A 25,800-nucleotide genomic window follows, 5' to 3' on the forward strand; every position below is an offset into this window, starting at 1 on the left:
CTTTGCAAAATTTAGTGTTTGAACTACTAGTCCATCGACGCAGTATAGGAAGAATTTAGCATGGCATGGTGTCCTAGCAAGGTGAGTAACCTTGTAATTGCAACCGGACTGTTAGGTGCGTTACTGCCGAGCAACGATGTTGTTTGGGCTCAGATTATCCCTGACGCTACCTTGGGTAACGAAACGTCGCATGTCACGCCTCGCGTCCGAATTCGGGGTGATTGGGCTGAGCAGATTGACGGCGGAGCGGTGCGCGGGTCAAACCTGTTTCATAGCTTTGAGCAATTTAACGTCAATGGTGGGCAACGGGTCTATTTTGCGAATCCTGCGGGCGTCGAAAATATTCTCAGTCGGGTGACAGGTACGGATGTTTCCAATATTCGTGGCACCCTGGGTGTAAATGGCTCTGCCAATTTGTTTTTGCTCAATCCCAATGGCATTATCTTTGCACCCCATGCCCAATTGGATATCAATGGCTCGTTTCTAGCCAGTACCGCAGATCGGTTTACGTTTCCCAATGGCAGTAGCTTTAGTGCCGTTGATCCGGCAGGGGCACCCTTGCTGCGAGTCAGTGTCCCCTTAGGTTTGCAGTATGGCAATTTAGACGCTGGCATAATTCGCAATCGTGCTACGTTATCGACCGGGCAAGATCTGACTCTATCTGCCAATGTTTTGAATCTGCAAGGACAGCTTCATGCCGGACATGATTTAAATCTTCAAGCTCAAGATCGATTAATTATTCGCGATCGCTCTACGGCTCCCTTTATTGCCACAGCAGGCGATCGCATGGTACTTCAAGGTAATGAATCAGTTAATATTTTTGCGTTGAATCATCCCAATAGTGGCTTTTTCTCTAATGGCGATATGGTGTTGCGATCGGCAAATACCATTGGTGGTGATGCCCATTATTGGAGTGGTAGTAACTTTAAGATTGAAACCCTGACCCATCAACTGGGGCAACTCGAAAGTCCCGATGATCCCGTGATTCGTGCCAGTGGTGATGTCAGTTTCGATAGCTACAATGGTGCCTCTTTGCATATTTTGGCGGGGGGTAGTGTCTCTATTCCAGGCGGCATTACCATTACAGGTGTAGATACAACCGCTAATTCACTGCAAGAAACCGTCAACCTTGTGGGTGGCATCACCGTGCCAATTGATGGCAGTGCTGTGCCAACGGTTGATATTCGGGCTGGAACCACTGCCTTTGCCCCTGTTGGACGTATCCCTGACCCCCCTCCAGGCTTTTTACCGGGGGCACCTGCGGTCAATGCCGCCGCAACGGGTGCTGATATCACCATCGGAGATATTATCAATGAATCGGGGTCGTTGACCAATCAAGGACAAGTACTGCTGACCAATCAATACAGTCCCAACACGGTTTCGACAGGAACCATCAGCACGGGGCGGATCAGCACCTATGGCAATACCCTGATTTATGCGCGCGGCGATATTCAAACGGCTGGCACAATTGACACTCGCACGATTGTAGATGGTCAGATTGCCGGCAATATCACCCTGCTTGCACCCACCGGCAGCATTACGTTGGGAGGAGACTTGCTCTCAAGTGCTGATCAGGCTCAAACACCCCCGACTTTGGGGGTTGGGGGTGATATTACCCTGTTTGCCCGTGACGATATTCGCACTCGCAACATTACGGCAACCAGCAATAATTCAACCCTGGATGATTACAGCCGAATTTTTATTGAATCAACCCAGGGATCGGTTTTTCTGGATAATGTTAGCATCCGAGCCGAGAATGTGGGTGCCGATCGCTTTGCCGGTGATATTTTTATTGACGCGGCTCAGAATGTTGAAATTACTAATGGCAGTGCGATCGCCGCTGATGGCAACTTTGGACGGATTTTTATTGGTTCGACAGACCCACTAGGCAGTAACGACCTCACCGTTCCGGTTGCCGTTGTTATTCGCAATAGTAGCTTAACTGCTACCAACAGCAGCATCAATGGGGCGCAAAATGCTGGGGAAATTATTGTGCGTGGCGGGTTGGTCAGACTGAGCGATCGCGCTTTTTTGTTTGCTGATACTTATGGTATTGGGTCAGGGGGTAATATTGGCATTCGTGCCCAAGTTCTGACCATTACTGGAGGCGCAGGTGTTTTAACTCGTACCTTTGGTTCAGGTGCAGGGGGAGATATTTTGGTGGTGCCGTTGGATCCGGCGTTGGATTCACTCGTGAGAATTTCAGGTGTCGCCCCCTTTACCGGACTTGATAGCAACGGCAATGCCGATGGGGGTTATTCCAGTGGCTTATTTGCTACGACAGAAGCGGGGGCAACAGGTCGAGGTGGCACCATTAATGTCACTACAAGTACCCTGCGCGTGCAAAATGGCGGGGTTTTAAGTGCCCGTAGCCGTAGTTCCGCCGATAGTGGCGGCGACAACGGACAAGCGATCGTGCTCAATCTAGAAAATTTAGTAGTCACGGGGGGCGGACAGATTCTTGCGGCAACCTTTGATCGGGGGGCAGCAGGCGATATTCAGGTAAATGCCAGCAATCGCGTCTTGATCCGAGGTAGTGACCCCGAGTTCGCAACGCGTTTTGGGCAATTGTTGAATGCTTTTCTAGATGCGGGGTTAACCCAAGATGAAGCTTTTCGTAGAACCCGGAGTACGATCGATCCCGTCAGTTCTGCCAGTGCGCTAGAAGCGTCGGATGTGTTTGGGTTGGGTAGAGCAGCAGATATTACGGTCGCCAGTCCACTCGTTGTGCTCTCTGATCTGGCAAATATCAATGCCACGACCCGAGGCAATCGCCGGGGGGGCGATATCACGCTCCGCAGTCAAGACTTATTTGTATTGGGTGGCGCTGAAGTTGTGTCCTCAACGGTGGGAGGCGCGGGTAGAGCCGGAGATATTACCCTGGAGCCGCTTGATGCCACCCTACCTTCGTCTGTAACGATCTCTGGAACGGCACTTGCTGATAACTTGCCAGATGGTAGAGTCGGCGGTTTTTCTAGTGGGTTATTTGCCTCTACTGAACCATCTGCCAACACCACGACAGAAACCACAGGTCAGGGCGGCAATATTCGGGTGACAACCGGGACATTGCGGTTGAACGATGGAGCCGTAATTGGTGTGCGCAGTCGTTCTGCGGGTATCGGTGGAACCGTGCGTGTAGATGTGGACGATTTGTTTATGACCAATGGGGGTCAAATTCTAGCGGCTGCTTTTAGCTCTGGAGCGGCTGGAAGTATTCGGGTTCGAGCAACGGGACAAGTCCGCATTTCGGGGAGTGATTTGAATTTTGGCGATCGCGTTCAAGACGTGACCAATGCGATTTTGAATCAACCTGGCAATACCCTGACCCGCGCCGAGGCAGAGGAACGTGCACGGGGCATCATTGATCAAGTTGGCTCATCCCTTTATCCTGACATTGCCCCGAGCGGATTGCAGGCACGCTCAGAATTAGCCGATGGTCCCAGCAGTGGTAGTATCTTTGCCCGTGCCCAGACGCTGACGGTTAGCAATGGTGCAGAAATCAGTGCCTCTAGTTTTGGTGCCTTCGATATTCCGCCTGGATTAGTCGATTTACGGGCAGGCGATCGCATTTACGTCACGGGTGAACGCAGCCGGATTTCTAGCGATACATTCGGTAGAGCCAATGCCGGAACTGTCTCACTCTCAGCTGGTTCTGTGGTGTTAGATAACTTAGCGCAAGTCAGCAGTAGCACCTTTCGCCAGGGCTTAGCCGGAAATGCAGGCAGTGTCTATTTAACGGCTCGAAATTTAGTCTCGTTATCCGGGACCGCAGCCGTCTTCACGACGGTTGAAAATGGTGCAAGAGGGAATGCCGGACTGATCTTTGTGGGTGCTCCGTCGGTGGAGTTGACGGACAACGCTGAATTGCAAACCCAGGTCAATCCAGGAGGTACGGGCATTGCAGGCAACGTCCTGGTCTTGGCAACCGATCATATTTCCCTGGATAACAGTCGTATTTTTAGCAATATCGAGTCAGGGGCGAGTGGTCGAGGCGGATTCATTTTGCTCACTACCCCATTTCTGTCGCTCACGAATGGGGCACAGTTGCAAACCCAGGTCGATGGCATCAACTTCGGTGATTTCAATGATCCGAATGATGATATTCCCGCAGGCATCGGTAATGCCGGAAACGTATTTTTAGATGTCAGCGGCGATATTGTTTTGGATAACAGCACCATCTTTAGCAGCATGGGCTTTGGTACGACCGGGAAAGGGGGTACTCTCTTTGCTGGCGATCTGATCTTTTCGAATTCTTTCGAGTTTCAAGGAATCGAGCGATCGCGATCGCTCTCTATCACCGATGGTGCCCAATTTGTAGCCAGCACCGCTGGGCAGGGTGATGCCGGAGACGTTTACCTGTTTGCCGATGATATTTTATTCGACGGTGTGAGTGACAGTGGCTTCGCCAGCGCCGTGTTTAGTGGGGTTGACTTTGGCGGTGAAGGACGGGGCGGTAGTATCGCCATCAGTGCAAATTCACTCAATATTTTCAATGGCGCTTTACTCACCGTTAGCAGCTTTGGACGGGGTGAAATTGGGGGTGGAGAAAGCAATTTTAATCAATTGCGAGAAGCTGGTGATATTACCATTGAGTCTCCTTCCATTCGGCTGGAGAATGGCGGTCAAATCATTGCTAGAACTGGGATTGGCGATGGTGGTAACATTCGTTTAGGTAGACTGGATGACATCCTATTGCTACGCGGCGGCAGTCGCATTTCTACTACAGCAGGAACTGTCAGAGCTCAAGGAAATGGTGGCAATATCCGCATCCGGGGCAGTAATGGCTTTGTCATTGGCGAACCTTCTGGCAACGATGACATCTCATCCGATGCATTTTTGGGACGAGGCGGTTTTATTGTCATCAATGCGCGAGCGATTGTGGGCATGCAATTTCGCAGCCGCAGCGACATCGTCCGTTTGCTAGGAGAAGACGCCCTCAGCGACCCAGACCCCACCAGCCAACTAGAAACCAGCGATATCACAGCAATTTCTCAGAGTGATCCATCGTTGAATGGCGAGGTGCGCATTAATGCGGCAAACTTTGATGTGCGCGGTGCCCTCAGCTTACCCGCCGATTTAGCCGATGCCTCGAACCTGATTGCCCAAAACTGTCCGACCGGCGATGAGGCAGGCGAAGAGCTGGGCAGTTTTACTGTCACTGGGCGTGGCGGATTGCCCCAAAATCCTACTGATGTCTTAGGCAACGACAATGTCTTAACAGAATGGGTTGAGGACGACTCTCTAACTTCCGAACCGTCCAGCACTTCAGCCCCAGACCCCACAGATGATCACGTGAATGCTGTACCCACTGATCACGCCGCGATCGCCCCATCTAACCCTGAACCTCAACCCATTGTGGAAGCCCAAAATTGGGTGATTGGTGAAGATGGGCAAGTTCAACTGATCGCACAACATTCATCATCCCAAACCCCTTCGCCAGCGATCGCCCCTCCTTCTACGTGCCCTGCGCGTTAAATCGAATAAAATAAGCTTTTCCAGATGCTTGAAGGCGAAGAGATAGTGTTAAAAAAGCGATCGTCCCTTTCTTCTTTTCTCCTCTATTTATCTTTCATAACCTAACTTCCAAGGTTCAGCCTTTATAACTTATCGCCTAACCTCGCCTATTCACAACTCCTTCTGGAAAACGCCTCAAGCCTTAATTATTGATGATTCCAGATATATTCTGTTTTTGTCAGTATATTTTATAAATAAAATTAAGGTGTAACGTGTACAGAGATTTCAGAATTTGCCAAAACCCTGGTGAATAATTCAGGATAAGCTCTACTATTTATTGATTAAGCTTCATCATTTATTACTTCTTTTTTTATCTACTCTGTTCCTTTTGTTTCTGAACCTTCCACCATTATTTCTTAATTATGAGTACTACTCCTTTATGGGCACTAAATACTATCCAAGCTGCTAAGGATCAACAGCTCAAATCTTTAAATCTATCAAGGAATATCTTCAGTCATGAGAGATTGACTGAAATACCACCTGAAGTTTTTGAAATTCAAAATTTAGAACATTTATATCTATGTGGTCAAGCATTAACTAACATTCCTAATAATATAGTGAAGCTAGAAAATTTAACTTCACTAGATTTAAGCGCAAATCCCATGTTTTTAAATGATTCAGAATGTAATTATAAAGCTATTACAGGCTTAAACAAACTGACTAAGTTGATAGTGAATTCAACTCATTTTGATCTATCACCAAATTCATTATATATACTCTGTGAAACACTGATAGGTTTAGTTAGCTTGAAATCACTATACTTAGAGTCTTGTTGGTTAAATTCTGTAGGAACTATATTAGATAAATCTTTGAAAAATCTCCCTAAAACAAGCTTAACTTCAATTAGCTTAAGCGGTAACAGGCTAGAAAAAATACCAGAGTCGATACTTGATTTAGAGCTGTTAGAACGATTAGATCTAAGTTTAAATGAATTACAAACTCTCCCAGAAACAGTAAGTAAATTAAAAAATCTGCGTTATCTCGATTTACACGACAATAATTTGTCTGACATACCGTCGGGTTTTTCAAGCCTGGTTTGTATCGAAACTCTAATTCTTGGTAGAAATCAATTTTCCTCTATTCCAAATGTTATCTATGAGCTAATGTCTTTACAGGAATTAGATTTGTCTAATACGCATGTAGCTAGAGTAGTCAAGGTCCCAAGCCGATTGTTAGGTGGATCTCAAGAAAATAATACAACTCCTAAAATAAAATCTAGTTTGAATTGCATCGAAAAGATTCATCCTGAAATATTAAAATTGACAGAGTTAAAGGATCTTCGCCTATATGAAAATCCTGTTGAGGAGCCGCCTCTAGAAATTGTTGAGCAGGGAATTGAAGCCATTCGAGAGTATTTTCGACAAGTTGAAGAAGAAGGAAATGACTATCTATATGAGGCAAAATTGTTAATTATTGGGGAAGGTGGAGCTGGAAAAACGACACTTTCTAAAAAGATTGAAGATCCTGAGTATCAGTTGCAAGAAGAGGATTCAACCAAAGGAATTGAGGTGATTCGATGGCAATTCCCAATGGAGGATGGTCAGGAATTTCGAGTGAATATTTGGGATTTTGGTGGACAGGAAATCTATCATGCAACCCATCAATTTTTTCTAACCAAACGGTCTTTATATGTTCTGGTTGCCGATAATCGCAAGGAAGATACAGATTTTTATTATTGGCTCAACACAGTTGAGTTGCTTAGTGATAATAGTCCTTTGTTAATTCTCAAAAACGAAAAGCAAGATCGGCAGAGAGAAATTAATGAGCGATTATTGCGGGGGCAGTTTGATACGCTCAAAACAACGCTAGCGACAAATTTTGCTACCAATCGCGGGTTGCCGGAGGTGTTGCGCGAGATCAAGCATTACATCACCAATCTGCCCCATGTGGGCAGTCCACTTCCCAAGACCTGGGTGCGAGTGCGGGAGGTATTGGAAACTGATCCGCGTAACACCATTACGCTGGAGCAATTTCTCGACATTTGTCAGCAGTATGGGTTCAGTCAACGTCGGGATAAACTTCAACTCAGCGGCTATTTGCATGATCTGGGGGTGATCTTGCATTTTCAGGATGATGCGTTGTTAAAGAAAACAGTGATCCTTAAGCCCAAGTGGGGTACTAATGCCGTTTACAAAGTGCTTGACAATACACAGGTGATTAATAATCTGGGACAGTTTAATCGTCGCGATCTGGAAGTGATTTGGGGCGATGACGAATACGCTGATCTGCAAGATGAACTGTTACAACTAATGTGCAAATTCAAGCTGTGTTACGAAATCCCAGGGCGGACGGGTCACTATATTGCGCCGCAATTGTTGAGTGAAAATCAGCCCGATTATGATTGGGAAAATGATAGCAACCTGATCTTGCGCTACACCTATGAATTTATGCCCAAGGGCATTCTTACTCAGTTTATTGTTGCAACCCATGAGCTGATCGACCAGCAGCGCTATGTCTGGAAGAGTGGTGTAGTGTTACACAAAGATGGGACAAAGGCAGAGGTCATTGAGTATTACGGTAAACGAGAAATCAAAATTCGGGTGATGGGTCAGCACAAGCGCGATCTGATGACAGTGGTTACCCATGAATTAGGCAAAATTCATAACTCTTACAACAACCGTCTGAAATATCACAAGTTGATTCCTTGTAATTGCCCAGTTTGTAAAGATAATCAATCGCCTCATTTCTATGAATATGAGAAACTGCGTGAACGGATAGCCCATCGAAAAACAACGGTCGAGTGTGGCAATCCTCCTTATCACGAAGCGAATGTTACCAGTTTGCTCGATGACGTTATCGATCGCAAACAAGAGCGATATCTTGAGCGCATGAGCCGATTTGATCCAGAAAATTTTCAGTCGCCTGAGCAAGATTGGCTGAGTCCGACGAGTGTCACACCTTCTCTAATTACCCCAAACTCACAATTTTCGAAGCAAGTAAGCGATCGCCCTATGACTAACCAACCTCAATTGTCATCCGAAAAAGCTGTGTTTATTTCCTATGCCTGGGGTGGTGAAAGTGAAGCGATCGCCGATCAACTGGATCAAGCGTTTCAGGATCGAGGTGTCATGATCATCCGCGATAAACGCGACCTGGGGTACAAGGGACAAATTAAACAATTTATGGAAACGATCGGTCGAGGCAAAGCCGTAATCGTGATTCTCAGCGAAAAATATTTGAAATCTGAAAACTGTATGTTTGAGCTGGTACAAATTGCCCAAAACGGACAGTTTTACGATCGCATTTTTCCGATTGTTCTCAGTGATGCCAACATCTACAAACCCGTTCAGCGCATCCGCTACATTAAGCATTGGGAAGATCAGATAGCCGAACTCGATGACGCCATGAAAACCGTTGGCGCTGCTAATTTACAAGGGTTGCGCGATGAGATTGACCTCTATACCAAAATTCGAGGGGCGATCGCAGAACTGACCAATACCTTAAAAGATATGAACACATTGACCCCTGAAATCCATCAGGGAACAAATTTTGAGGCAATTTTCAAAGCGATCGAGACTAAAATTGCCGAGTAACTTTAAACATAGAGTTTGTCAGTCACTTAACGTATTAAGAACGGTTCTTAACACGTTCTTACTCACTCAATATTGGCGACCCGGAACCCCATCTGACACTCAAATTGTTCGGGTTGCGTTTCGATCGCTTTTTGTAACGCTCGACCACAGCGAAGTGTTCCGTGGTGCCAGCGGGGTTGACCACTTTGATCTGCCATCAAACACGTCTGACAAACCTGTTGCGGTGCGATCAGTTGATTTTCCATCATGATGACTAACATATGAACCCCCGATAGAGTGAGCGATCCCCATCGTTGTCCTCACTTGTATATTTTATGGTACTCACCCCGGCAGGATGGGTCAAAACATACATAGTGTAATGAGTTAGCTTGTAGATCTACCGTGCCAGGATACTAATACCAACTTTTATGAAGAGGTGATTAAATCTACGATCCTACATTTGGGTGATACTTTTGTACCGTAGCCCCTCCGGTGTTCTACTGAAAAATATCTCACCATTAAGCAATGCCGAGGCGTTATCATAGTACATTGCGGGGAAATCGGCTCTGGCAATCCTGTCGGTGAGTGACTCCGAATCAACATCATCAGCGTTTAGGTGTTGCTAATTTTTAGAGATGGTTTTGAACCTTAAACAGTTGGTTTAGGGTTCAAAACCATCCCAATGTTCAGCAATACTGCCTTTGAGTAGTTCTGCCTTGATTGCGGGGAGCGTGTTTGTGACTCAAACGAATTTAGATTTTTTGACAAAGACTGATCCAACAGTCGCAAATTTGATTCAGCAAGAACTTCAGCGCCAGCGCGATCACCTGGAACTGATTGCCAGCGAAAACTTTACCTCCGCAGCTGTGTTGGCAGCTCAAGGTTCGGTGCTGACCAATAAGTATGCTGAAGGGTTGCCCAAAAAGCGGTATTACGGCGGTTGTGAATTTGTAGATGGCGTCGAACAAATTGCAATTGATCGGGCAAAAGAATTATTTGGTGCTGCCCACGCCAATGTTCAACCCCATTCGGGTGCCCAGGCAAATTTTGCTGTGTTTCTAGCCATGCTGGAGCCGGGAGATACCATCATGGGCATGGATTTGTCGCATGGGGGGCATCTGACCCACGGTTCGCCGGTGAATGTGTCGGGTAAGTGGTTTAAGGTGCAGCACTATGGGGTTAGCCCGGAAACGGAGCAGTTGGACTATGACCTGGTGCGTCAGGTGGCATTGCAGCATCGTCCGAAGCTAATTATCTGCGGCTATTCTGCCTATCCTCGCATCATCCAGTTTGATAAGTTCCGGGCGATCGCCGATGAAGTTGGTGCGTATCTGATGGCAGATATTGCCCATATTGCTGGACTGGTTGCTACGGGGCATCATCCCAGCCCGATTTCTTATTGCGATGTCGTGACCACGACCACCCACAAAACCTTGCGGGGTCCTCGCGGCGGATTGATTCTCACCCGCGATGCCGAACTGGGTAAAAAGTTTGATAAAGCTGTTTTTCCAGGGAGCCAGGGGGGCCCGTTGGAGCATGTGATCGCGGCGAAAGCGGTTGCCTTTGGCGAAGCTCTACAACCTGAATTTAAAGACTATTCTGCCCAGGTGATCAAAAATGCCCAGGCAATGGCAGCTCAGTTGCAACAACGGGGCTTCAAGATTGTTTCGGGGGGTACGGATAATCACTTGATGCTGGTCGATTTGCGGTCGATTGGCATGACAGGTAAGTTAGCCGATCAACTGGTCAGTGGGGTAAATATTACGGCAAATAAAAATACGGTGCCATTTGACCCAGAATCGCCGTTTGTTACCAGTGGTCTGCGTCTGGGTTCGCCTGCAATGACGACACGCGGCATGGGTGCGGTCGAGTTTACCGAAATTGCCAATATTATTGCCGATCGCCTGCTCAACCCTGATGATGAGACAGTGGCAGCGGATTGTCGCTCACGGGTGGCGCAATTGTGCGATCGCTTTCCCCTCTATCCCCACCTGACGATCCCACAACCCGTTTTAGCATAGGCATTTGGCGGCGCTTACAATTACCAAGCTCTTGCCAAATTTAGGATAACGTGGCTGGGTGCAACGCCCCCAGCCACACTTGTTTTGTTAAGAGACGCACCCCTTCAGGGGTGCGCCTCTCTCAATCCATTGGGGATGGCTCTATCAGGCAGCTGTGATGCGGATAAAATCGGCGGCAGTGATTTGATTGGCGTTTACCCCTTTGAGAATGGCGAGCGGATCATTGCCCACTTGAATTACGGTATGGTTGCCCTGTTGGGTAATGGATAGGTCACGGAAACTTAAGCCTGGCGTCAGTCCCAATCGATCTGTGCGATCGCGAAAATCTCGAATTACATCTCGCCCTGCACCTTGTTCTAACACAAACCTATCTCGACCTTTGCCGCCGGAGATGACATCCGAGCCAGCACCTCCCCAGAGTGTGTCATTGCCAGCACCCCCCAATAGCCGATCCTTTCCGGTACCCCCTTTCAAAACATCATCACCATTGCCACCGATCAGGCGATCGCTACCGCCTAAGCCCAACAGCACATCATCACCAGCGGTACCGACCAACACATCTCGACCCGATGTACCTCGAATCGGTGGTTGATTGCCACCACCGCCATTCCCGCCACTACCGCCATTCCCGCCACCACCGCCATTCCCGCTACCACCATTGCCGCCACCGCCGCCATTGCCGCCACCGCCAGGAAGGTGAGCGTTGTAGTTATCAAACACAATAATGTCATCAGCGGTGAGATTGAGTCCGGTTGCCAGGCTGGCGATCTGAATCTGGCTGGCGGCTCCAATCCCGTCGGGATCAAAAAACAAAGTGCCAGAGACTGAATCATAAATAAAGCGATCGCTGGCATCGGTTGCTACAGTTCCCCAACGAAACTGATCGGCTGAAAGTGCAGCATTCAGCTTTAACCCCACATTGCTATACCCCGATCCGGTCGCACCGGCAAAAATGGCGATCGCATCATCTGCAACGCTAAAATCGACGATTCGATCGATCCCGTCGGTGGTTGGATTGGCAAAGTAAAAATAATCGGTTCCGCTTCCACCCGTCAGCAAGTCCGTGGCACTGCCTCCACCCCCATAGATCAAATCTCGACCTGCCAACCCCTGGATCGCATCTGGATTTGCGGTACCAAACAACACATCATCGGCGGCTGTCCCGTGAATGGGGTTGTTGGGATTCTGACTGCCAGGTGCATTATTCAGTTGTTCGACGTAGTGAAAGACGAAGATATCGTCGTGGGTTAGCGCTAACCCACCAGATAACGTGGCAATTTGTATCGCATCGGTTGCCCCTGTGCCATCAGCATCAAACCATAATGCTCCGGTTTGATCATCGTAGATAAAGCGATCGCTACTATCGGCTGCTTGATTACCGATATGAAATTGACTGGCTGCGATCGTGCTATCAGGCGTAAATACGACATTGCCATAGCTGCTATTGCCAAACTGCGGCGGAATGTAGAGGGCGATCGTGTCTTCAGCAACTGTGAAATCTGTAATCTCATCTGTGCCATCAAACACCGGATCTGTAAAGACAAAATAATCGCTGCCATCCCCACCCGTGAGCGTGTCATTTCCGGCTTCACCACTGACGAGATCGGCTCCTGCACCACCCAGCAAGATATCCTCGCCATAAAATCCGTAAAGGCGATCGTTACCATCCAACCCTTCTAGGGTATTGATTTCAGAATTGCCCTGAATCTTGTTGTTCAGCGCATTGCCAGTACCCGCGATCGGCAAACTAGCATCAATCAACACCAGATTTTCTAAATGGTTACCCAGCGTATAGGTCTGAAAATGGATGCCTTCAATTTCAACCGTATCAATGCCACTGCCAGTTTCTTCCAGACTATCCTCTAATTGATCTAAAACATACGTATCGTTGCCATCCCCCCCGATCAGCTGATCCCCACCGACCAATTGATCGCTACCGGGACCCCCTGCGAGATAGTCGTCTCCGGTGCCGCCGCGCAATACATCCAGCCCAAAGCTGCCAAACAGAACGTCATTTCCCGTTCCTCCATCCAATACATCGTTGCCATTGCCAGCAAAGAGTAGATCGTTACCGTCTTCTCCAGACAACGTATCGATGCTTTCTAGATCGGGGTCGGCAAGACCTGTACCACTGCTGATATAGTCGTTTCCGGCACCCCCATTCAGCAAATCACTGCCCTGACCACCCCGCAGGGTGTCATTGCCCGCTTCACCATAGAGTTGGTCGTCACCCGCTTCACCGTCGAGAATGTCGTTGTCTCCGCGACCATAGAGTTGGTCATCGCCCAATCCTCCAAAGATATCGTCGAGGATCTCAGATCCAATCAAGATATCGTTGCGATCGCTTCCAATAATGGACATGGTGCTTCTCTGTTATCGTTCTGCTCACTTAGTAATGGGAATTAAATAACGTCGATGATTTGTTGTACGGGCGAACGGCCGTTCGCCCCTTCAAACGATTTAATAGTCGATCTTATTTAATCCACGATCCTTAGAGTAGAGAGCAACAGAGAAGAACTAGAGAAGAGATCTACGATTGCATCAAATAGCCGTCTAGTGAAGCCACACCTTCACTAGACGGGGATTTATTTTATTTTGGCTACTTTGTCAGCGTTACATCTTGGGGTCGTCGATCTTTGATTGTGCGTCACAAGACCCACTCCCCCAAGACCTCCGAGGTTTCGCAAACCTCGGAGGTCTATATCTCGCCGTCATCCTACAGCATGTTGTAACCAGGCAATCAGTCCCAAATGCCAGATTAACGAGCTGCTGCTCGAATTGGTTTAAAGGGCGATCGCCGTCTGCGTTGAGCAGGTAGGGGTGCCGAAACCTGCACCACTTTTTCTACCAGCCACGGTGCCAGATGACTGCACCAGACTGCCAGATGACTTTGCCACCCGACTAAGATTTCGGGTGATTCACGCCGTAAGCCAACTACCAACGCTTGAGCTACTTCCTGGGGAGTGGCTGGAACCACCCAGCGAAACCATTTGAAGTCTCGCACCATATCGGTATCTGTAAGGGAAGGCAATAAGGCGGAAACCTGGACATTGTAAGCGGCTAGTTCTCCCCGCAAGGCCTGGGTAAAGCCCAGGATAGCGAACTTGGTGGCAGAATAGGTTGCCATGGTGGGCGCTGCGATTTTGCCCATGAGGCTGGAAACATTGACAATTCTGCCTTCGCCCTGGGCTGCCATGCGGCGAGCAATCAACCGGGTGATGGTATAAAGCCCCACTAGATTCACTGAAATCTCTTGTTGCACGTTGGGCAAACGAGATTTAAGGAAGGTTGATTGATGGGCAACCCCGGCACAATTCACCAGGAGATGAATCGGACCATGATCGCGCCATGCTTTGGCGATCGCCACATTCACCTCAATCGGTTGAGCCAGGTCAAGGGGTAAAACGATCGCTTCGACTCCCAATGCTTGGACTTCAGCCGCTACTTCTACTAACTTTTGGCGATCGCGAGCCACCAGCAACAGACGCTTTATACCCTGTTGAGCCAGTTCGAGGGCGATCGCATAGCCAATACCACGAGATGCTCCAGTGACGAGAGCTGTTTTTCCTCGAATGTTCATAGAAAACCTCCAACGATGAGGTCATGCAGCACAGCGAAAGCTGTAGGGAACACAACTGAATCTCATCCAGTGTGCTGCGTGACGCCAGATTTGCAATGGATTGTGATGGATTACTTACAGCGCTTCGCGCTTGAATATGTTTAGTTTTTTTGTTGTGTGCCGCACGGAGCGCGGCACACAACAAAAAAACTGTGGCTTAATCAATTGAAAATGGCTGTAATAGCCTGGGACGTGACGAAAACTTAGAACGATGGACTGAAAAGATGGCTTGAACAAACCCGGAGTTTTGGTAGGGGGTTGTATTCAAGGGTTGATTCTAAGTTTTACGACCGATAGGAATGGGGGTTCCCTTCAGCAAGGGGTTAAACCCTGCTACCACCTGCAACAGAGGGATGTTGGGGACGAGGGATAGCAGATGAGGTATTTCAAGGGAAACACCCCGATGGAAACTATAACGGTGTCAGATGGCGGTGACTATCAAGCCAGAGAATACAGTCTGCTAGCAAACAGGCAAATGAAACAGATTGAATCGTGAACTTATCGTTGCTGAGGTGATGAATCAAGATACTTCCTAAACCAAAGGTCGAAGTACGAAAGATGGTTGAATTTGCTAGAGAAGTATCTGCGAATGAGGTCTGACGTTCAACAGGCGATCGCAGAACCCGGAATGAAATCAATCATAGTTTTTGTGCCTCCGTTCGGCGTTGACTAAAAGCCATCTGTCTACTGACGTTAGCAACTTCACTTTGGACTTGCAACATTTCTTAATCGCTGCAACCTATGTTTTGTAAAACTTTACAATTCACTCATTTTCTGGAATGTGGCTGTGGGGCATGCAAGCAGGTGAGACTATCACTAAATCGAATTGCTGGGCAGCGAGTGATCCTGAAAAATCAAGGGTTGTAAAAAGAAAACTGAGTCGGATATAAGTGATTCGCTAAAATATAGTGGTCAGACAAAATTATGTATATTAATTCTCTTATTCAAATTTATTGATGACTCTCTTTCCGTACCCACCCCAAATGTGCATTGAAAGATAGCGCCTCGCGCTCAGGGAGAGTATGGGTATTGAGCGCGCGCCGCGCGCTCAATACGGTTAATAGGCTGAAACGCTGCACAGAGTGCAGCGTTTCAGCCCAGCATCTGCATGATGGCGATCGCCGCTTTAAAACTGATACTTGCGATCGCTCAACCACAGATAGAGCGGAACTGCCTGCCCATTTTTACCTACTTTGATTTCAACCACGATAGGCGGATTGTTGGGACGATCTTCCCAGGGAATGTTGGCTGGAAATTGCAGGTCGTTAATTTGCGTATTGATGTCATCTTTTTGATCTTCGGGGATGTAGTAAGTCTCTAGCCCATACTGCACCCAACCGTAGTCATCCCGACCTTTAAGTGCGACCTGATTGGCAGGTAGATTGGTAGGGCGATCGCGACTGATGGAAACAGGTTTCCAGGCTTTGGGCGGTTGAGCGTTGAGGTCGAGGGGCGCTTCTAAAATTACATAAAAATCGGTTTGGGGTAAGACGGTTGTCTGTCCGGGGGATGTATTGGGCGTATCAATACTAGAATCTGCTACTAATGCTTGCCCACCGGGTAATTTTTTCAACGTATCACTATTAGAAATGTCGTAGGTGAGGGTGACTGAATAGCCGCGCAAAAATTCGTAGGGGTCTACAGGTGCAACTTGCAAGGTGACGGTTCGTCCGGTGGCTTGAATATACGCAGCCTGTGCCGGAATTGCCAGAATCAGTAAGACCTGTAACACCAGCGGTATCCAAAACCGCCACCCAGCTATGCGTCGAGGTTGAGGAGAAGTTGTCGTCGTCATAAACAGCAAGGGATAAAGGGTGAAGAGGTGAAGGGGTAGAGGGTTGAATAACGAGCTAGTCGCTCGTTATTCAACCCTTTTTCTAAGGATCGTGGATTAAATAAGATCGAATATTGGATCGTTTGGAGGGGCGAACGGCCGTTCGCCCGTACAACAAATCATCGGAGTTATTTAATTCCCATTCCTAACTCTCTATGGCTGGACTCTCGATTTCGGCGGCGGGATTGAGTCGCCGGACATAGCGTTCAAACCAGAGTCCGATGAGGATGACACCGACGCCACATAAAACTAATGCCAGTGATTTGAATAGGAGGCTGGTGCTGTATTCCAACATGCGGCTCAAGATTTGTAGGGTGAGCAACATCATGCCGTTCCAAAATTGCAGGCGTCGTCCGTGGGCGATCGCCTCTCGGATCAAATGACTGGCAAACAAAAATAGCAACACATTACACAGATAGGTGGCGATCGCCTGAATTGGATCAATCGTCCAATGCCAGAACGGGATCAAGCCCAACACCAGCAAAAACGCCAACATCATGCTATCGGTTGATGTGAAACCCCAGCGCCCACCCGATCGTTGCGGCATCGCCAGGACAATCCATTGCCCAATCAACACCAGCATTAACACAAACAGATCCGCATACCATAGCCACGAGGATGCTTGAGGAAACAGCCCTGCCAACTGTTGGGTCAAGGGGACGGGTGTCGCATAGTCATCCCAAAACCAATGGAAAGACACAATATATAGTAAAAACCCTAACGAAATGCCGGTTAAAACGCGGGCGATCGGCTTAAACGACTGCTCCAATGAGGGACGCCGGAGCACCCGTGACCATAAGGTGTCGTCATAACTCCAAAGCAACGCGGGAGCAAAGGTGAACCCGATTGCAACAACCAATCCCGGCACCTGGTTGTAGTCAAATAGATGGCGCAAGTCGAAAAAGCTTTGGGTTAAAGAGGTTAAGACAGCGATCGCCCCTAAGCCAAAAATGACCCGTGAACGGCACCAGTGTGCCAGCGGCACAAACAACCCTGCCGAGAGCAATGGCATATAGGTGATTAAATAATCTAACCAGGAATTTTCATCAAACCGATAGCGATCGCGAATCCCTGTCCAATAGCCAATCCCCATCAGCAGAATCGCCAGGATTCCCATAGACGGTAGGCGTAAGCTGTAAGCTGTGCCCAGTACTGCTAATGCCCACAGCAAGAACAGGTAGTGAGGGGGTCCGCTCTGGTGAAAAATTTGGCTCATCAGTGCCATATTGGCACCTAAAACCAACCCACCCAGCAGCAACAATCCTTGACCCATGCGCTGGTGCCAGCCTTCCCTGCCATCGGGCAAGCGCGAGGGTTGCCGCCATAAATAGAACCCTGTTGTGCTGATGCCCACAAATAAACTCAGGAGCATCAACACTTTCATGGCACGGGGGATCGCTTGCCAGTTGGCTGCCACAAAGGTGATGACCCCCAACCCCAACAACACACTCCCCAAACTCATCAAAATGACGACAAAGCGATCGCGAGCGACCGTTGCCAATGTGTCGAATTGATATCGTGTTGCAAATTGTTGAAATTGCTCAGCATTAATCAAACCTTCTGTTTGCCACTGCCGAGCTTCTTGATATAACTGCCGTCGAAACTTATCTGAAGTCATTGTGTATCGTTCTCCAAGCACGACAGAATGTCGGTGTTGCTAATCTGGGGATGATTTTTTTGTGAATTGTTTTAATCTGATCCTAAGGTGTCTTATCTGAATAACCGTTGGCTTGAAAGAATATGACACCTTCGCAATTGGCAAGATGTTGAGTCTATTGGAGGCGATCGCCACCGCTCGACAATCTATTTTTTTTAAAGGAAAATGAAGTTTGGCTACTCCGTAATTCGACCCTCTCAACGCTGTCTACCTGCTGAACCTTACAGAGTAACCTATGTATTTCCCTGTGTTACCTCGTATTCATCGAGCGATCGCCACTGGACTGGCAACCCCTAATGAATAGCGATCGCCCCATACAGCTGAACAGACGATCTTCAACCAACTGCATCAACTGTCACAAGGACGCGCCATTTTGCCCTTATATTTACTTACAGCGGGCTGCATCTACCTAGTTAAAAGCTGAATATTTGTCTTCAGGAACTTTGACTGACTTTACTGTCTTTGATTTTTTCCGGGAAGAATAGATTTACAGTATCTCTGGACTTTTCTGTACGCAACAGAAGGTAAAGATTCTGACAATCTCCACTCAAAATTTCCGTAGGATTACAGATTAACCCAACCCGTTGGTCTTGGGAATCTGTGATTCGTCATGGTTCGGGATCATTCTTTGAATTTGGGTAGCACTGCCATGCCTGGTATTACAACTGCAATTGAATATGCAATTGAAAATGAAAATATTAATCCTGCCGAAGTCCTGAAAAACGATATTTTCATTTCTTACTCTCGCCGGGACACCGACTTTGTTAAAAAGTTAGATAGTGCATTTAGAGCATTGGGGCGCGATCCCTGGGTTGACTGGGACGATATTCAAAAAGGGGAAAACTGGTGGAATGCGATCGAGTCGGGAATTGAAGCGGCTGATACCTTTGTGTTTGTGATTAGCCCTGAATCGGTGGCGTCGCCCGTCTGTCGCAATGAAGTAGAGTATGCTGCCAAACTGAATAAACGGATTATGCCGATTGTTTGGCGAGAAGGGTTTGATATGTCGTTGGTGCATACGGCGATCGCGTCTCAAAATTGGCTGTTTTTCCAGGATCCTGACAAATTTGATACTGCTTTTCGCGATCTCATCATTGCTATCGAGACAGATTTGGGCTATGTTCGCGCCCATACGCGGTTGCTGGTGCGTGCCCTGGAATGGGAATCCAAGAGTCACAATGATAGCTTCTTGTTGCGGGGGCAGGATCTATTTGAAGCAGAGCAGTGGTTGATTAAAGCCATCGAACAAAAGCCCAAAGCGACCAAACTGCAAGCTGAATATATTAACGCTAGCCGTACCGCAGAATCAGAACGGATGAAGGCTCAAATTCGAGCCCGACAGATCATTGCGATTACTGCTATTGCCGCAAATGCCGTGATTGCGATCGCAGGGTATTGTGTGGTTCAGTTTGCGACTCACAAAGCGGTTGAATTGATCAAAGAAAATATGATCGATACCGTCAATGGGGCGATCGAAGGCATGAATGGAGATGACTTTGAGAGCCTAGCCAGTCTCGATTTAGAACCTGGCACCAGTGTCCCTGCCAACAATGCAATCTATCAACAACATCAGGAATGGCTAGAAACCATTCATCTGTTAGAACCCCGCGCCTATGCGTATACCTTTGTGCGAGGGAAAGAGGATCATGAAGTGCTATGGATTGGTGATGTCTATCGCAATCTTCGCGCCGAAACGGCAACTCGGTTTAAACAATCTTACATTGCTGATCCTGCTCAAACCCAGTTATATAAAGGTCTTTCAGAACTAACGGTGAACACGACTCCCTACACCGATGAGTGGGGCACCTGGATTTCGATTTATGCGCCCCTGAAGGATTCTCAGGGGAATTTTGTCGGTGGCATTGGGGTAGATTTCAGTGCAGAATATGCGTTGCAGATCAAGCAAACTATCCGTCAAGCACTGATCATTGCCTACGTCATCACGTTCATTTGTTTACTGATTTTGGGCGCTATTATCTTACGCGTAACCTATTCGCTGACGATGTCTGCGGCTCAGAGCGATCGCAAACAACTGGCTGAGTCTGACACAGCCAACCCTTAGGATGCCTGATGAATTAACCTGTGATTCTTTTTGAGCGTGACGGCTCCGCCGTCGCGCTCAAAAAGAATTGGGTTTTGATTCAAGTCATGATCCTTAGGACATTGGGTGTGTGGGTTGCGCCCTCAGCCAGGGGTTGCACCTCTGCACCCTGTTCAACCAGCCTCTCGGCTACTATGACACTCGTTTTTACGTATTCTTGTTAACAACCCATAACATCCCACGGCAAAGCATTAAATTTCCGTTTTGATTTAGCAGTAAGCCCAAAACCTCTTGTTATGATTTTGGCGATTTAGCATGTGGGGATGTTTAAGATGGCAACTTCAACCGTCTTACAATTTATGCACAAAACTGCCGAAGATGAAGCCTTACGCCAACAGTTGGAAGCGTTGCTCGGTGTAGGAGATGGCAACATTAGTAGTGCAACAGAACTCGATGCCGCAGAGTCAGAAGCTCTCAAAGGAGAACGGGCACCTGTTGTAACAGACTTTGCCGCTAAAAATGGATTTCAATTTTCGGTCGATGAATTAATTACTGTCGTGGACGCCTTTCAAAAGTATCAGTCTGGCGATATGTCAGAGACTGATTTTGCTGGGTTAATCGGCATTACGACAACAGGGAGCGCAGGTCGCGACAACCTGGCATCGGCGACCAAACCTATGCGGCGGCTGACTCGCTATTTGAGCAAAACTTATCTGGGGATCGATTTACCCGATAAGTAGATACTATGCCCGCGCCTTATATCCGTGCAAGTTCGTTAAGTCTAGAAGCGGCGTTGTGGGGCGCAGAGCGCCCCACAACGCCGGACTGAATCAACCCGCACAGCGCTATAGAATTGATGAACCCCCTCTCTCAACAATCTGCCATTGAGTTGGCACAGGCATTGCGAACCCAACAGGTGCGTGCGGTAGATGTCATCCAGGCGTGTTTTGAGCAGATTGACCAGACCGATCGCCAGCTCAAAGCATTTATGACGACGTGTCGAGATCAAGCGCTGCAAGCTGCCCAGATAGCCGATGCGGCGATCGCTCAGGGTCATTCACTTGGAGCCTTACATGGCATTCCTTTTGCCGTAAAAGATTTAACCGATACCGCAGACGTTCGCACCACCTATGGGTCACCCATTTACAGGGATCACGTTCCCTTAGTTGATGAGCTGTGTGTTGCTCGTCTGCGATCTGCCGGAGCGATTTTAATTGGCAAAACTAATACGCCTGAATTTGGCTTGGGGGATACGACCAGCAATCCCTTATTAGGTCCGACTGCCAATCCCTATGACCTGGAGAAAACCTGCGGCAACTCCAGTGGTGGCTCGGCAGTTGCGGTCGCTGCGGGGATGTGTCCTCTGGCACAGGGAACGGATATGGGTGGCTCGGTGCGAATGCCTGCCAGCTTTTGTGGCATTGTGGGGTTACGTCCGTCCATCGGGCGAATTCCGCGTGTTCCCAAACCGTTGCTCTGGGATACGTTGGTGAGTGATGGGATTTTTGCGCGCTGTATTGAAGATGCGGCGTTGATGTTGTCGGTGATGGCAGGTGCCGATGCGCGAGATCCAACGGCGATCGCTCAATCGAGCTGGGAGACGCCCGATTTTTCGGCTGCCAGTCTGCAACAGATACGTCATCACGTTCGGGTTGGTTATAGTCGAGATTTAGGAATTGCACCCGTTTCCCAAGACGTTGCCAATATCGTAGAAACGGCGATCGCTCAGGTGTCTGCTGTTTGTCAGTCGGTGACGGTGGATCATCCCGATTGCACTGGGGCACAACGAGTATTTGAAGTATTGCGAGCCGCTATTTTATGGCACAGTTATAACCATCATTTAGATCAGTATCGAGATCAGGTTTCGGAAAATTTTCGCTGGAATGTTGAGCAAGGGTTAGGCATTACTGCCGCAGATTTTTTGCAAGCAGAGAGCGATCGCGGTCGTATTTACCTGAACTTTCTGGAGTTTTTCGAACGCTATGATATTCTAGCCACACCCTGTTCTAGCCTGTTGCCTTTCTCCAATAGTCAGCTTGAAATCCGAGATATTGATGGCAAACCTTTGGGCAATATGATTGATTATTTAGCAATCACGTACATCATCTCGCTGACAGGATTGCCAACCCTATCCATTCCGTGCGGTTGGACGGCATCGGGGCTGCCCGTTGGTTTACAATTAGTCGGCAAACCCCATGGAGAAGCCGCACTCTTGCAGTTTGCGTATTTGTTGCAGGAAGAGTTGAATTTCCGCCATCATTGGGCAGGTTGAACATTATTTATGTCCCATCCAGTCACCGTCACTGACGCTTTCAGCTATCTTCACTCCGGGCACTCCTGCCAGTCTTTAATACAGACCTATCTCGATCGCATCGCTGAACGTGAAGCCGTTGTCAACGCATGGCATTATCTAGACGCAGAGAAAGCGTTGCAACAGGCGATCGCCTGTGACGAATTGATCAACCAGAGAATATCAGATAAACCGTTATTGGGTATTCCGATCGCCGTTAAAGATAACATGGCAACATTCGATATGCCGACGGGTTGGGGAACGTCGATTCATGACGGCACTCAACTGGGGTATGACGCGGCAGTGGTCGCCCGATTGCGCGCCGCTGGAGCCGTGATTATGGGCAAGACCGTGTTGACAGAATATGCGATCGCTCGTGCGGGTAAAACTACCAATCCTCATCACCCCAATCACACACCTGGCGGCAGTTCCAGTGGTTCAGCTGCTGCCGTTGCGGCGGGTATGGTGCCTCTAGCTATAGGCACTCAAACCGTGGGATCTATGCTTCGTCCGGCAGCCTACTGTGGGGTTTTAGGATTTAAACCTAGCTTCGGGGCAATCTCTCGCTACGGTGTGTTGCCGCTCAGTCGAGATCTCGATCATGTGGGTCTGTTTGCCCAGACGATCGACGACATTGCCTTGCTGATGTCTGTGCTGGCAGTTGCCGATGGACGTGATCCAGATTGCTGGGGTGGATCATTCGATCTCGATCTTGCCCTGACGCCCCTACCAATACCCCCTAAAATTGCTGTGATTCAAGGCACTTTCTGGGCGGATGTAGATCCCCTTGCTCAGACCGTGTTACAGCAGAGTGCTGAAGCCTGGGCGATCGCCGGAGCAACAGTGCAACCGATCGATCTACCTCCAATCTTCGATCGTCATTTGGAGACAGTTAACGCATTCGTTGCGGCTGGATGTGCTTATCATTTTGGTGCGGATTACGATCGCCATTGTGATCTGATGTCTCCCCAACTTTGTTCATGGATTGAACAGGGGAGAACATTATCGGCGATCGCTTATGCGCAAGCCCGTCAAGACACGGTCGCGTATAGCATCGAACTTGCCCGCATTTTGAGCGAATTTGATATCATCCTGACCCCCGTCACCGCTGGAGCCGCACCTCATGGATTGGATGATACCGGGTCGTCTAAATTTTGTGCCCTCTGGTCGCTGGCTGGGCTCCCTGCCATCAGCATTCCAGCAGGTCAAACAACAGATGGCTTACCCCTAGCCGTCCAATTGGTGGGTCAACGGGGTGCAGATACCCATGTGTTGGCGATCGCTCGATGGGCAATACAACACCTGCCTGCCAACCTTGATTATCGAGCGTCAGGGGTCAGCAGGGTTGGATCAATCGCTTCCATCTGACAGCGATCGTAAATCCGTCGATAGTGGGGTAAAAACTGTTGTACGGTTGTTTCTGAGTCTTCTAGCATGGGCAACAGGTGCTGATGGGTTGCCAAAATCTCTTGAATCAATCCCGCTTCATCTACCTGGGTCAACCGCCCAGCTTGCATGACAACCCTGCCATCTACCACCACTAAATCAACGGCTGAACCCGTTTCTGCATAGACCAATTGCCGCAACGGATGATTTAAGGGCACAAATGGCATTTTGTCGAGCCGATAGCCCACCAAATCGGCTTGATAGCCGGGTTTGAGCTGTCCCAGTTGCCCTGATTGTCCAAAGGCGTTTGCGCCGCCTTCTGTGCCCAGAGCAAACGCTGTTTCTGCGGAGATCCATTGCTCTGGTGGGTCAAGGGGGGATTTGTTCAGCAAGGCAGTAGCTTGCACCACCGACAGCATATTTAAACTATCTCTAGACCCACAACCATCACTCGCCAGTGCCACATTTACACCAGCGTTTAACAGCGATCGCACCGGCATTCGACCGCTACCCAACTTGCAATTAGATAGGGGATTGTAAACGGCACTGGCTCCGGACTGCGCCAATATTTCAATATCATGCGCTGTCAACCAAACACAATGTTGCAACGCCAAACGGGGTGAAAGAATGCCCAATTCAGCCAAATGCTCAACCATCGAACACCCATAGGAAAGGCGACCTGTGACGACTTGCAAACGAGTTTCCAGCAAGTGCATCATCATCGGTAGATTGTAAGTATCTGCCAGCTGTTTGACCTGGTGCAAAAACGCATCACTGCATCGTTGCGGCGCAGACGGAGCCACAATCAATCCCACCCGATGATGATGGGGTGAATAGGTCTGAGCTAATTCAGCTACCAGATCCAGCAAAAAATGGCGATCTGGTTGAGTTTGCCCATCCAATTGCGATCGCAGTACTGCGGGCATTTCCTGATCAAAAAATGGGACAGATCGATAAAACGGCAAGTCAAACAAACTTACACTGACCAATGCCCGCAAGCCGATATCTTGATAGGCTTGAAACACAGCGGCAATGCAGTCTTTAGAAAAATCAGGGGCATGATTGACATCATCCACCACACAGGTTGTGCCCGTCCGCAACGCTTCGATCGCCCCAATCATCGTTCGCAAGTAGACCTGTTCGGGGGTTAAAGGAGGTGGCGCGATCGGTGGACGAACAAAGTGCATCCACAGTTCTAAAGGCAGATTGTCGAACCGTCCCTTATGAAAATGTTCGTGAGAATGAAAATGTCCATTGATCCACCCTGGAGCCAGTAGCAAACCGGATGCATCAATGATTTGCGTCTCCGGCGGAGGATCTAAATTGGGTGCAATTGCACGAATTTTGCCCGATTGAATCAAAATATCAGTATTGGCGATCGCCGCTTCCTCGGCATTAACCAACACCAATCCCTGTTTGATCAATACATTAGAAGACGCCATTAATATAAATTTTTTTGGGTTCGGGAATCGGTTGAATGGTTGTGGGTTCAATCATCAAAACTTGCTTGTTTTGTACAGCGATCGCCGCAAATTGACCCTGAACCTGCAACCAGGTATTGGCTTCAAATTGAGCTGCCTTATCGGTATGAATCACCAAGCCCAACGGCACCGTATCTGCCAGACAACAGCGAATGATGGGACGCGCCAGAGTAAATTGTTGCTCATCCTGGTTGGGCGTGTGTTGGACAAACCCAATGAGATGAACCGATTGACCCGGAAATTCGGCTAAGGGATCGCGCACCGATGAAATTAAGCGTCGCCACTGCAATATGTTTCGTTTCAACGGATCGGGTTCGTCTCCAGCAGGTTCTGCATAGCGCCAAACATCAATGCCTGATTCATCTGTGCTACTTGGTTCTGGAATCGCAGGCTTACTGAGAATCCGATCGGTTAAATGGTGTAGCAGTGTTTTTAACATGAACGC

General features: G+C 48.5%; 15 protein-coding genes and 1 pseudogene. 8 read left to right on the forward strand and 8 right to left on the reverse strand.

What is annotated here, in order from left to right:
* Positions 1–60 precede the first annotated feature (60 nt).
* The 3 genes and pseudogenes from ACR6Z4_RS15735 (at position 61) to ACR6Z4_RS15745 (ending at position 9,047) form a co-directional block, all read left to right on the forward strand.
* Positions 61–5,475: a two-partner secretion domain-containing protein gene (locus ACR6Z4_RS15735; RefSeq protein ID WP_479718242.1), complete on the forward strand. Its 5,415-nt coding sequence runs from the start codon at positions 61–63 to the stop codon at positions 5,473–5,475.
* Positions 5,476–5,876: 401 nt separating this feature from the next.
* Positions 5,877–6,623 (forward strand): annotated as a pseudogene (locus tag ACR6Z4_RS15740) (leucine-rich repeat domain-containing protein); the annotation flags it as partial.
* A 150-nt stretch (positions 6,624–6,773) separates the two neighbouring features.
* The gene (locus ACR6Z4_RS15745) at positions 6,774–9,047 is read left to right on the forward strand and encodes a COR domain-containing protein (protein ID WP_479718269.1); all 2,274 of its coding nucleotides are present in this window, start codon (positions 6,774–6,776) and stop codon (positions 9,045–9,047) included.
* Between the two features lie 62 nt (positions 9,048–9,109).
* Here ACR6Z4_RS15745 and ACR6Z4_RS15750 read toward each other — a convergent pair whose 3' ends face one another.
* Complete coding sequence (locus ACR6Z4_RS15750; protein WP_479718243.1) at positions 9,110–9,307, reverse strand: hypothetical protein; 198 nt, start codon at positions 9,305–9,307, stop codon at positions 9,110–9,112.
* 456 nt (positions 9,308–9,763) lie between these two features.
* Here ACR6Z4_RS15750 and glyA point away from each other — a divergent pair, with 456 nt between their 5' ends.
* Positions 9,764–11,047, forward strand: a complete 1,284-nt coding sequence (gene glyA, locus ACR6Z4_RS15755) for a serine hydroxymethyltransferase (protein ID WP_479718244.1) — start codon at positions 9,764–9,766, stop codon at positions 11,045–11,047.
* A gap of 144 nt (positions 11,048–11,191) precedes the next feature.
* Here the strand turns inward: glyA and ACR6Z4_RS15760 are convergent, their stop codons facing one another.
* The 5 genes from ACR6Z4_RS15760 to ACR6Z4_RS15780 form a co-directional block, all read right to left on the reverse strand.
* The gene (locus tag ACR6Z4_RS15760; RefSeq protein WP_479718245.1) at positions 11,192–13,408 is read right to left on the reverse strand and encodes a calcium-binding protein; all 2,217 of its coding nucleotides are present in this window, start codon (positions 13,406–13,408) and stop codon (positions 11,192–11,194) included.
* Positions 13,409–13,805: 397 nt separating this feature from the next.
* On the reverse strand, positions 13,806–14,627 hold the full coding sequence (locus tag ACR6Z4_RS15765) for an SDR family NAD(P)-dependent oxidoreductase (RefSeq protein WP_479718246.1): 822 nt from the start codon (positions 14,625–14,627) through the stop codon (positions 13,806–13,808).
* A 449-nt stretch (positions 14,628–15,076) separates the two neighbouring features.
* The gene (locus ACR6Z4_RS15770; RefSeq protein WP_479718247.1) at positions 15,077–15,304 is read right to left on the reverse strand and encodes a hypothetical protein; all 228 of its coding nucleotides are present in this window, start codon (positions 15,302–15,304) and stop codon (positions 15,077–15,079) included.
* A gap of 488 nt (positions 15,305–15,792) precedes the next feature.
* The gene (locus tag ACR6Z4_RS15775) at positions 15,793–16,461 is read right to left on the reverse strand and encodes a GDYXXLXY domain-containing protein (RefSeq protein ID WP_479718248.1); all 669 of its coding nucleotides are present in this window, start codon (positions 16,459–16,461) and stop codon (positions 15,793–15,795) included.
* Positions 16,462–16,645: 184 nt separating this feature from the next.
* Positions 16,646–18,118, reverse strand: coding sequence for a DUF2157 domain-containing protein (locus tag ACR6Z4_RS15780; RefSeq protein WP_479718249.1), 1,473 nt, complete (start codon positions 18,116–18,118; stop codon positions 16,646–16,648).
* Positions 18,119–18,767: 649 nt separating this feature from the next.
* Between ACR6Z4_RS15780 and ACR6Z4_RS15785 the strand changes: the two genes are divergently transcribed.
* The 4 genes from ACR6Z4_RS15785 (at position 18,768) to ACR6Z4_RS15800 (ending at position 23,856) form a co-directional block, all read left to right on the forward strand.
* On the forward strand, positions 18,768–20,219 hold the full coding sequence (locus tag ACR6Z4_RS15785) for a toll/interleukin-1 receptor domain-containing protein (protein WP_479718250.1): 1,452 nt from the start codon (positions 18,768–18,770) through the stop codon (positions 20,217–20,219).
* Positions 20,220–20,530: 311 nt separating this feature from the next.
* Positions 20,531–20,938 carry a hypothetical protein gene (locus ACR6Z4_RS15790; RefSeq protein WP_479718251.1) on the forward strand — a complete coding sequence of 136 codons (408 nt, stop codon included), beginning with the start codon at positions 20,531–20,533 and terminating at the stop codon, positions 20,936–20,938.
* Positions 20,939–21,054: 116 nt separating this feature from the next.
* Positions 21,055–22,470, forward strand: coding sequence for an amidase (locus ACR6Z4_RS15795; protein WP_479718252.1), 1,416 nt, complete (start codon positions 21,055–21,057; stop codon positions 22,468–22,470).
* 9 nt (positions 22,471–22,479) lie between these two features.
* Positions 22,480–23,856 (forward strand): amidase, encoded by a 1,377-nt coding sequence (locus tag ACR6Z4_RS15800; protein ID WP_479718253.1) that lies wholly within the window; start codon positions 22,480–22,482, stop codon positions 23,854–23,856.
* On the opposite strand, the gene ACR6Z4_RS15805 is transcribed toward ACR6Z4_RS15800, so the two are convergent.
* Positions 23,808–25,316: an amidohydrolase family protein gene (locus ACR6Z4_RS15805; RefSeq protein WP_479718254.1), complete on the reverse strand. Its 1,509-nt coding sequence runs from the start codon at positions 25,314–25,316 to the stop codon at positions 23,808–23,810. The two genes, ACR6Z4_RS15800 and ACR6Z4_RS15805, sit on opposite strands and share 49 nt — an antisense overlap.
* Entirely contained in the window at positions 25,303–25,794 is a 492-nt protein-coding gene (locus ACR6Z4_RS15810) for a TIGR03943 family putative permease subunit (RefSeq protein ID WP_479718255.1), read from the reverse strand. The genes ACR6Z4_RS15805 and ACR6Z4_RS15810 overlap by 14 nt, the downstream gene beginning before the upstream one ends.
* Positions 25,795–25,800 lie beyond the last annotated feature (6 nt).

The organism is Calyptranema fuscum S582 (assembly GCF_055793305.1).

Coding starts and splice junctions, on each gene's coding strand:
- ACR6Z4_RS15785 (WP_479718250.1), top strand. CDS start 18,768: ATGGTTCGGGATCATTCTTTGAATTTGGGTAGCACTGCCATGCCTGGT.
- ACR6Z4_RS15800 (WP_479718253.1), top strand. CDS start 22,480: ATGTCCCATCCAGTCACCGTCACTGACGCTTTCAGCTATCTTCACTCC.
- ACR6Z4_RS15775 (WP_479718248.1), bottom strand. CDS start 16,461: ATGACGACGACAACTTCTCCTCAACCTCGACGCATAGCTGGGTGGCGG.
- ACR6Z4_RS15780 (WP_479718249.1), bottom strand. CDS start 18,118: ATGACTTCAGATAAGTTTCGACGGCAGTTATATCAAGAAGCTCGGCAG.
- ACR6Z4_RS15765 (WP_479718246.1), bottom strand. CDS start 14,627: ATGAACATTCGAGGAAAAACAGCTCTCGTCACTGGAGCATCTCGTGGT.
- ACR6Z4_RS15760 (WP_479718245.1), bottom strand. CDS start 13,408: ATGTCCATTATTGGAAGCGATCGCAACGATATCTTGATTGGATCTGAG.
- ACR6Z4_RS15735 (WP_479718242.1), top strand. CDS start 61: ATGGCATGGTGTCCTAGCAAGGTGAGTAACCTTGTAATTGCAACCGGA.
- ACR6Z4_RS15790 (WP_479718251.1), top strand. CDS start 20,531: ATGGCAACTTCAACCGTCTTACAATTTATGCACAAAACTGCCGAAGAT.
- ACR6Z4_RS15795 (WP_479718252.1), top strand. CDS start 21,055: ATGAACCCCCTCTCTCAACAATCTGCCATTGAGTTGGCACAGGCATTG.
- ACR6Z4_RS15750 (WP_479718243.1), bottom strand. CDS start 9,307: ATGTTAGTCATCATGATGGAAAATCAACTGATCGCACCGCAACAGGTT.
- ACR6Z4_RS15810 (WP_479718255.1), bottom strand. CDS start 25,794: ATGTTAAAAACACTGCTACACCATTTAACCGATCGGATTCTCAGTAAG.
- ACR6Z4_RS15805 (WP_479718254.1), bottom strand. CDS start 25,316: ATGGCGTCTTCTAATGTATTGATCAAACAGGGATTGGTGTTGGTTAAT.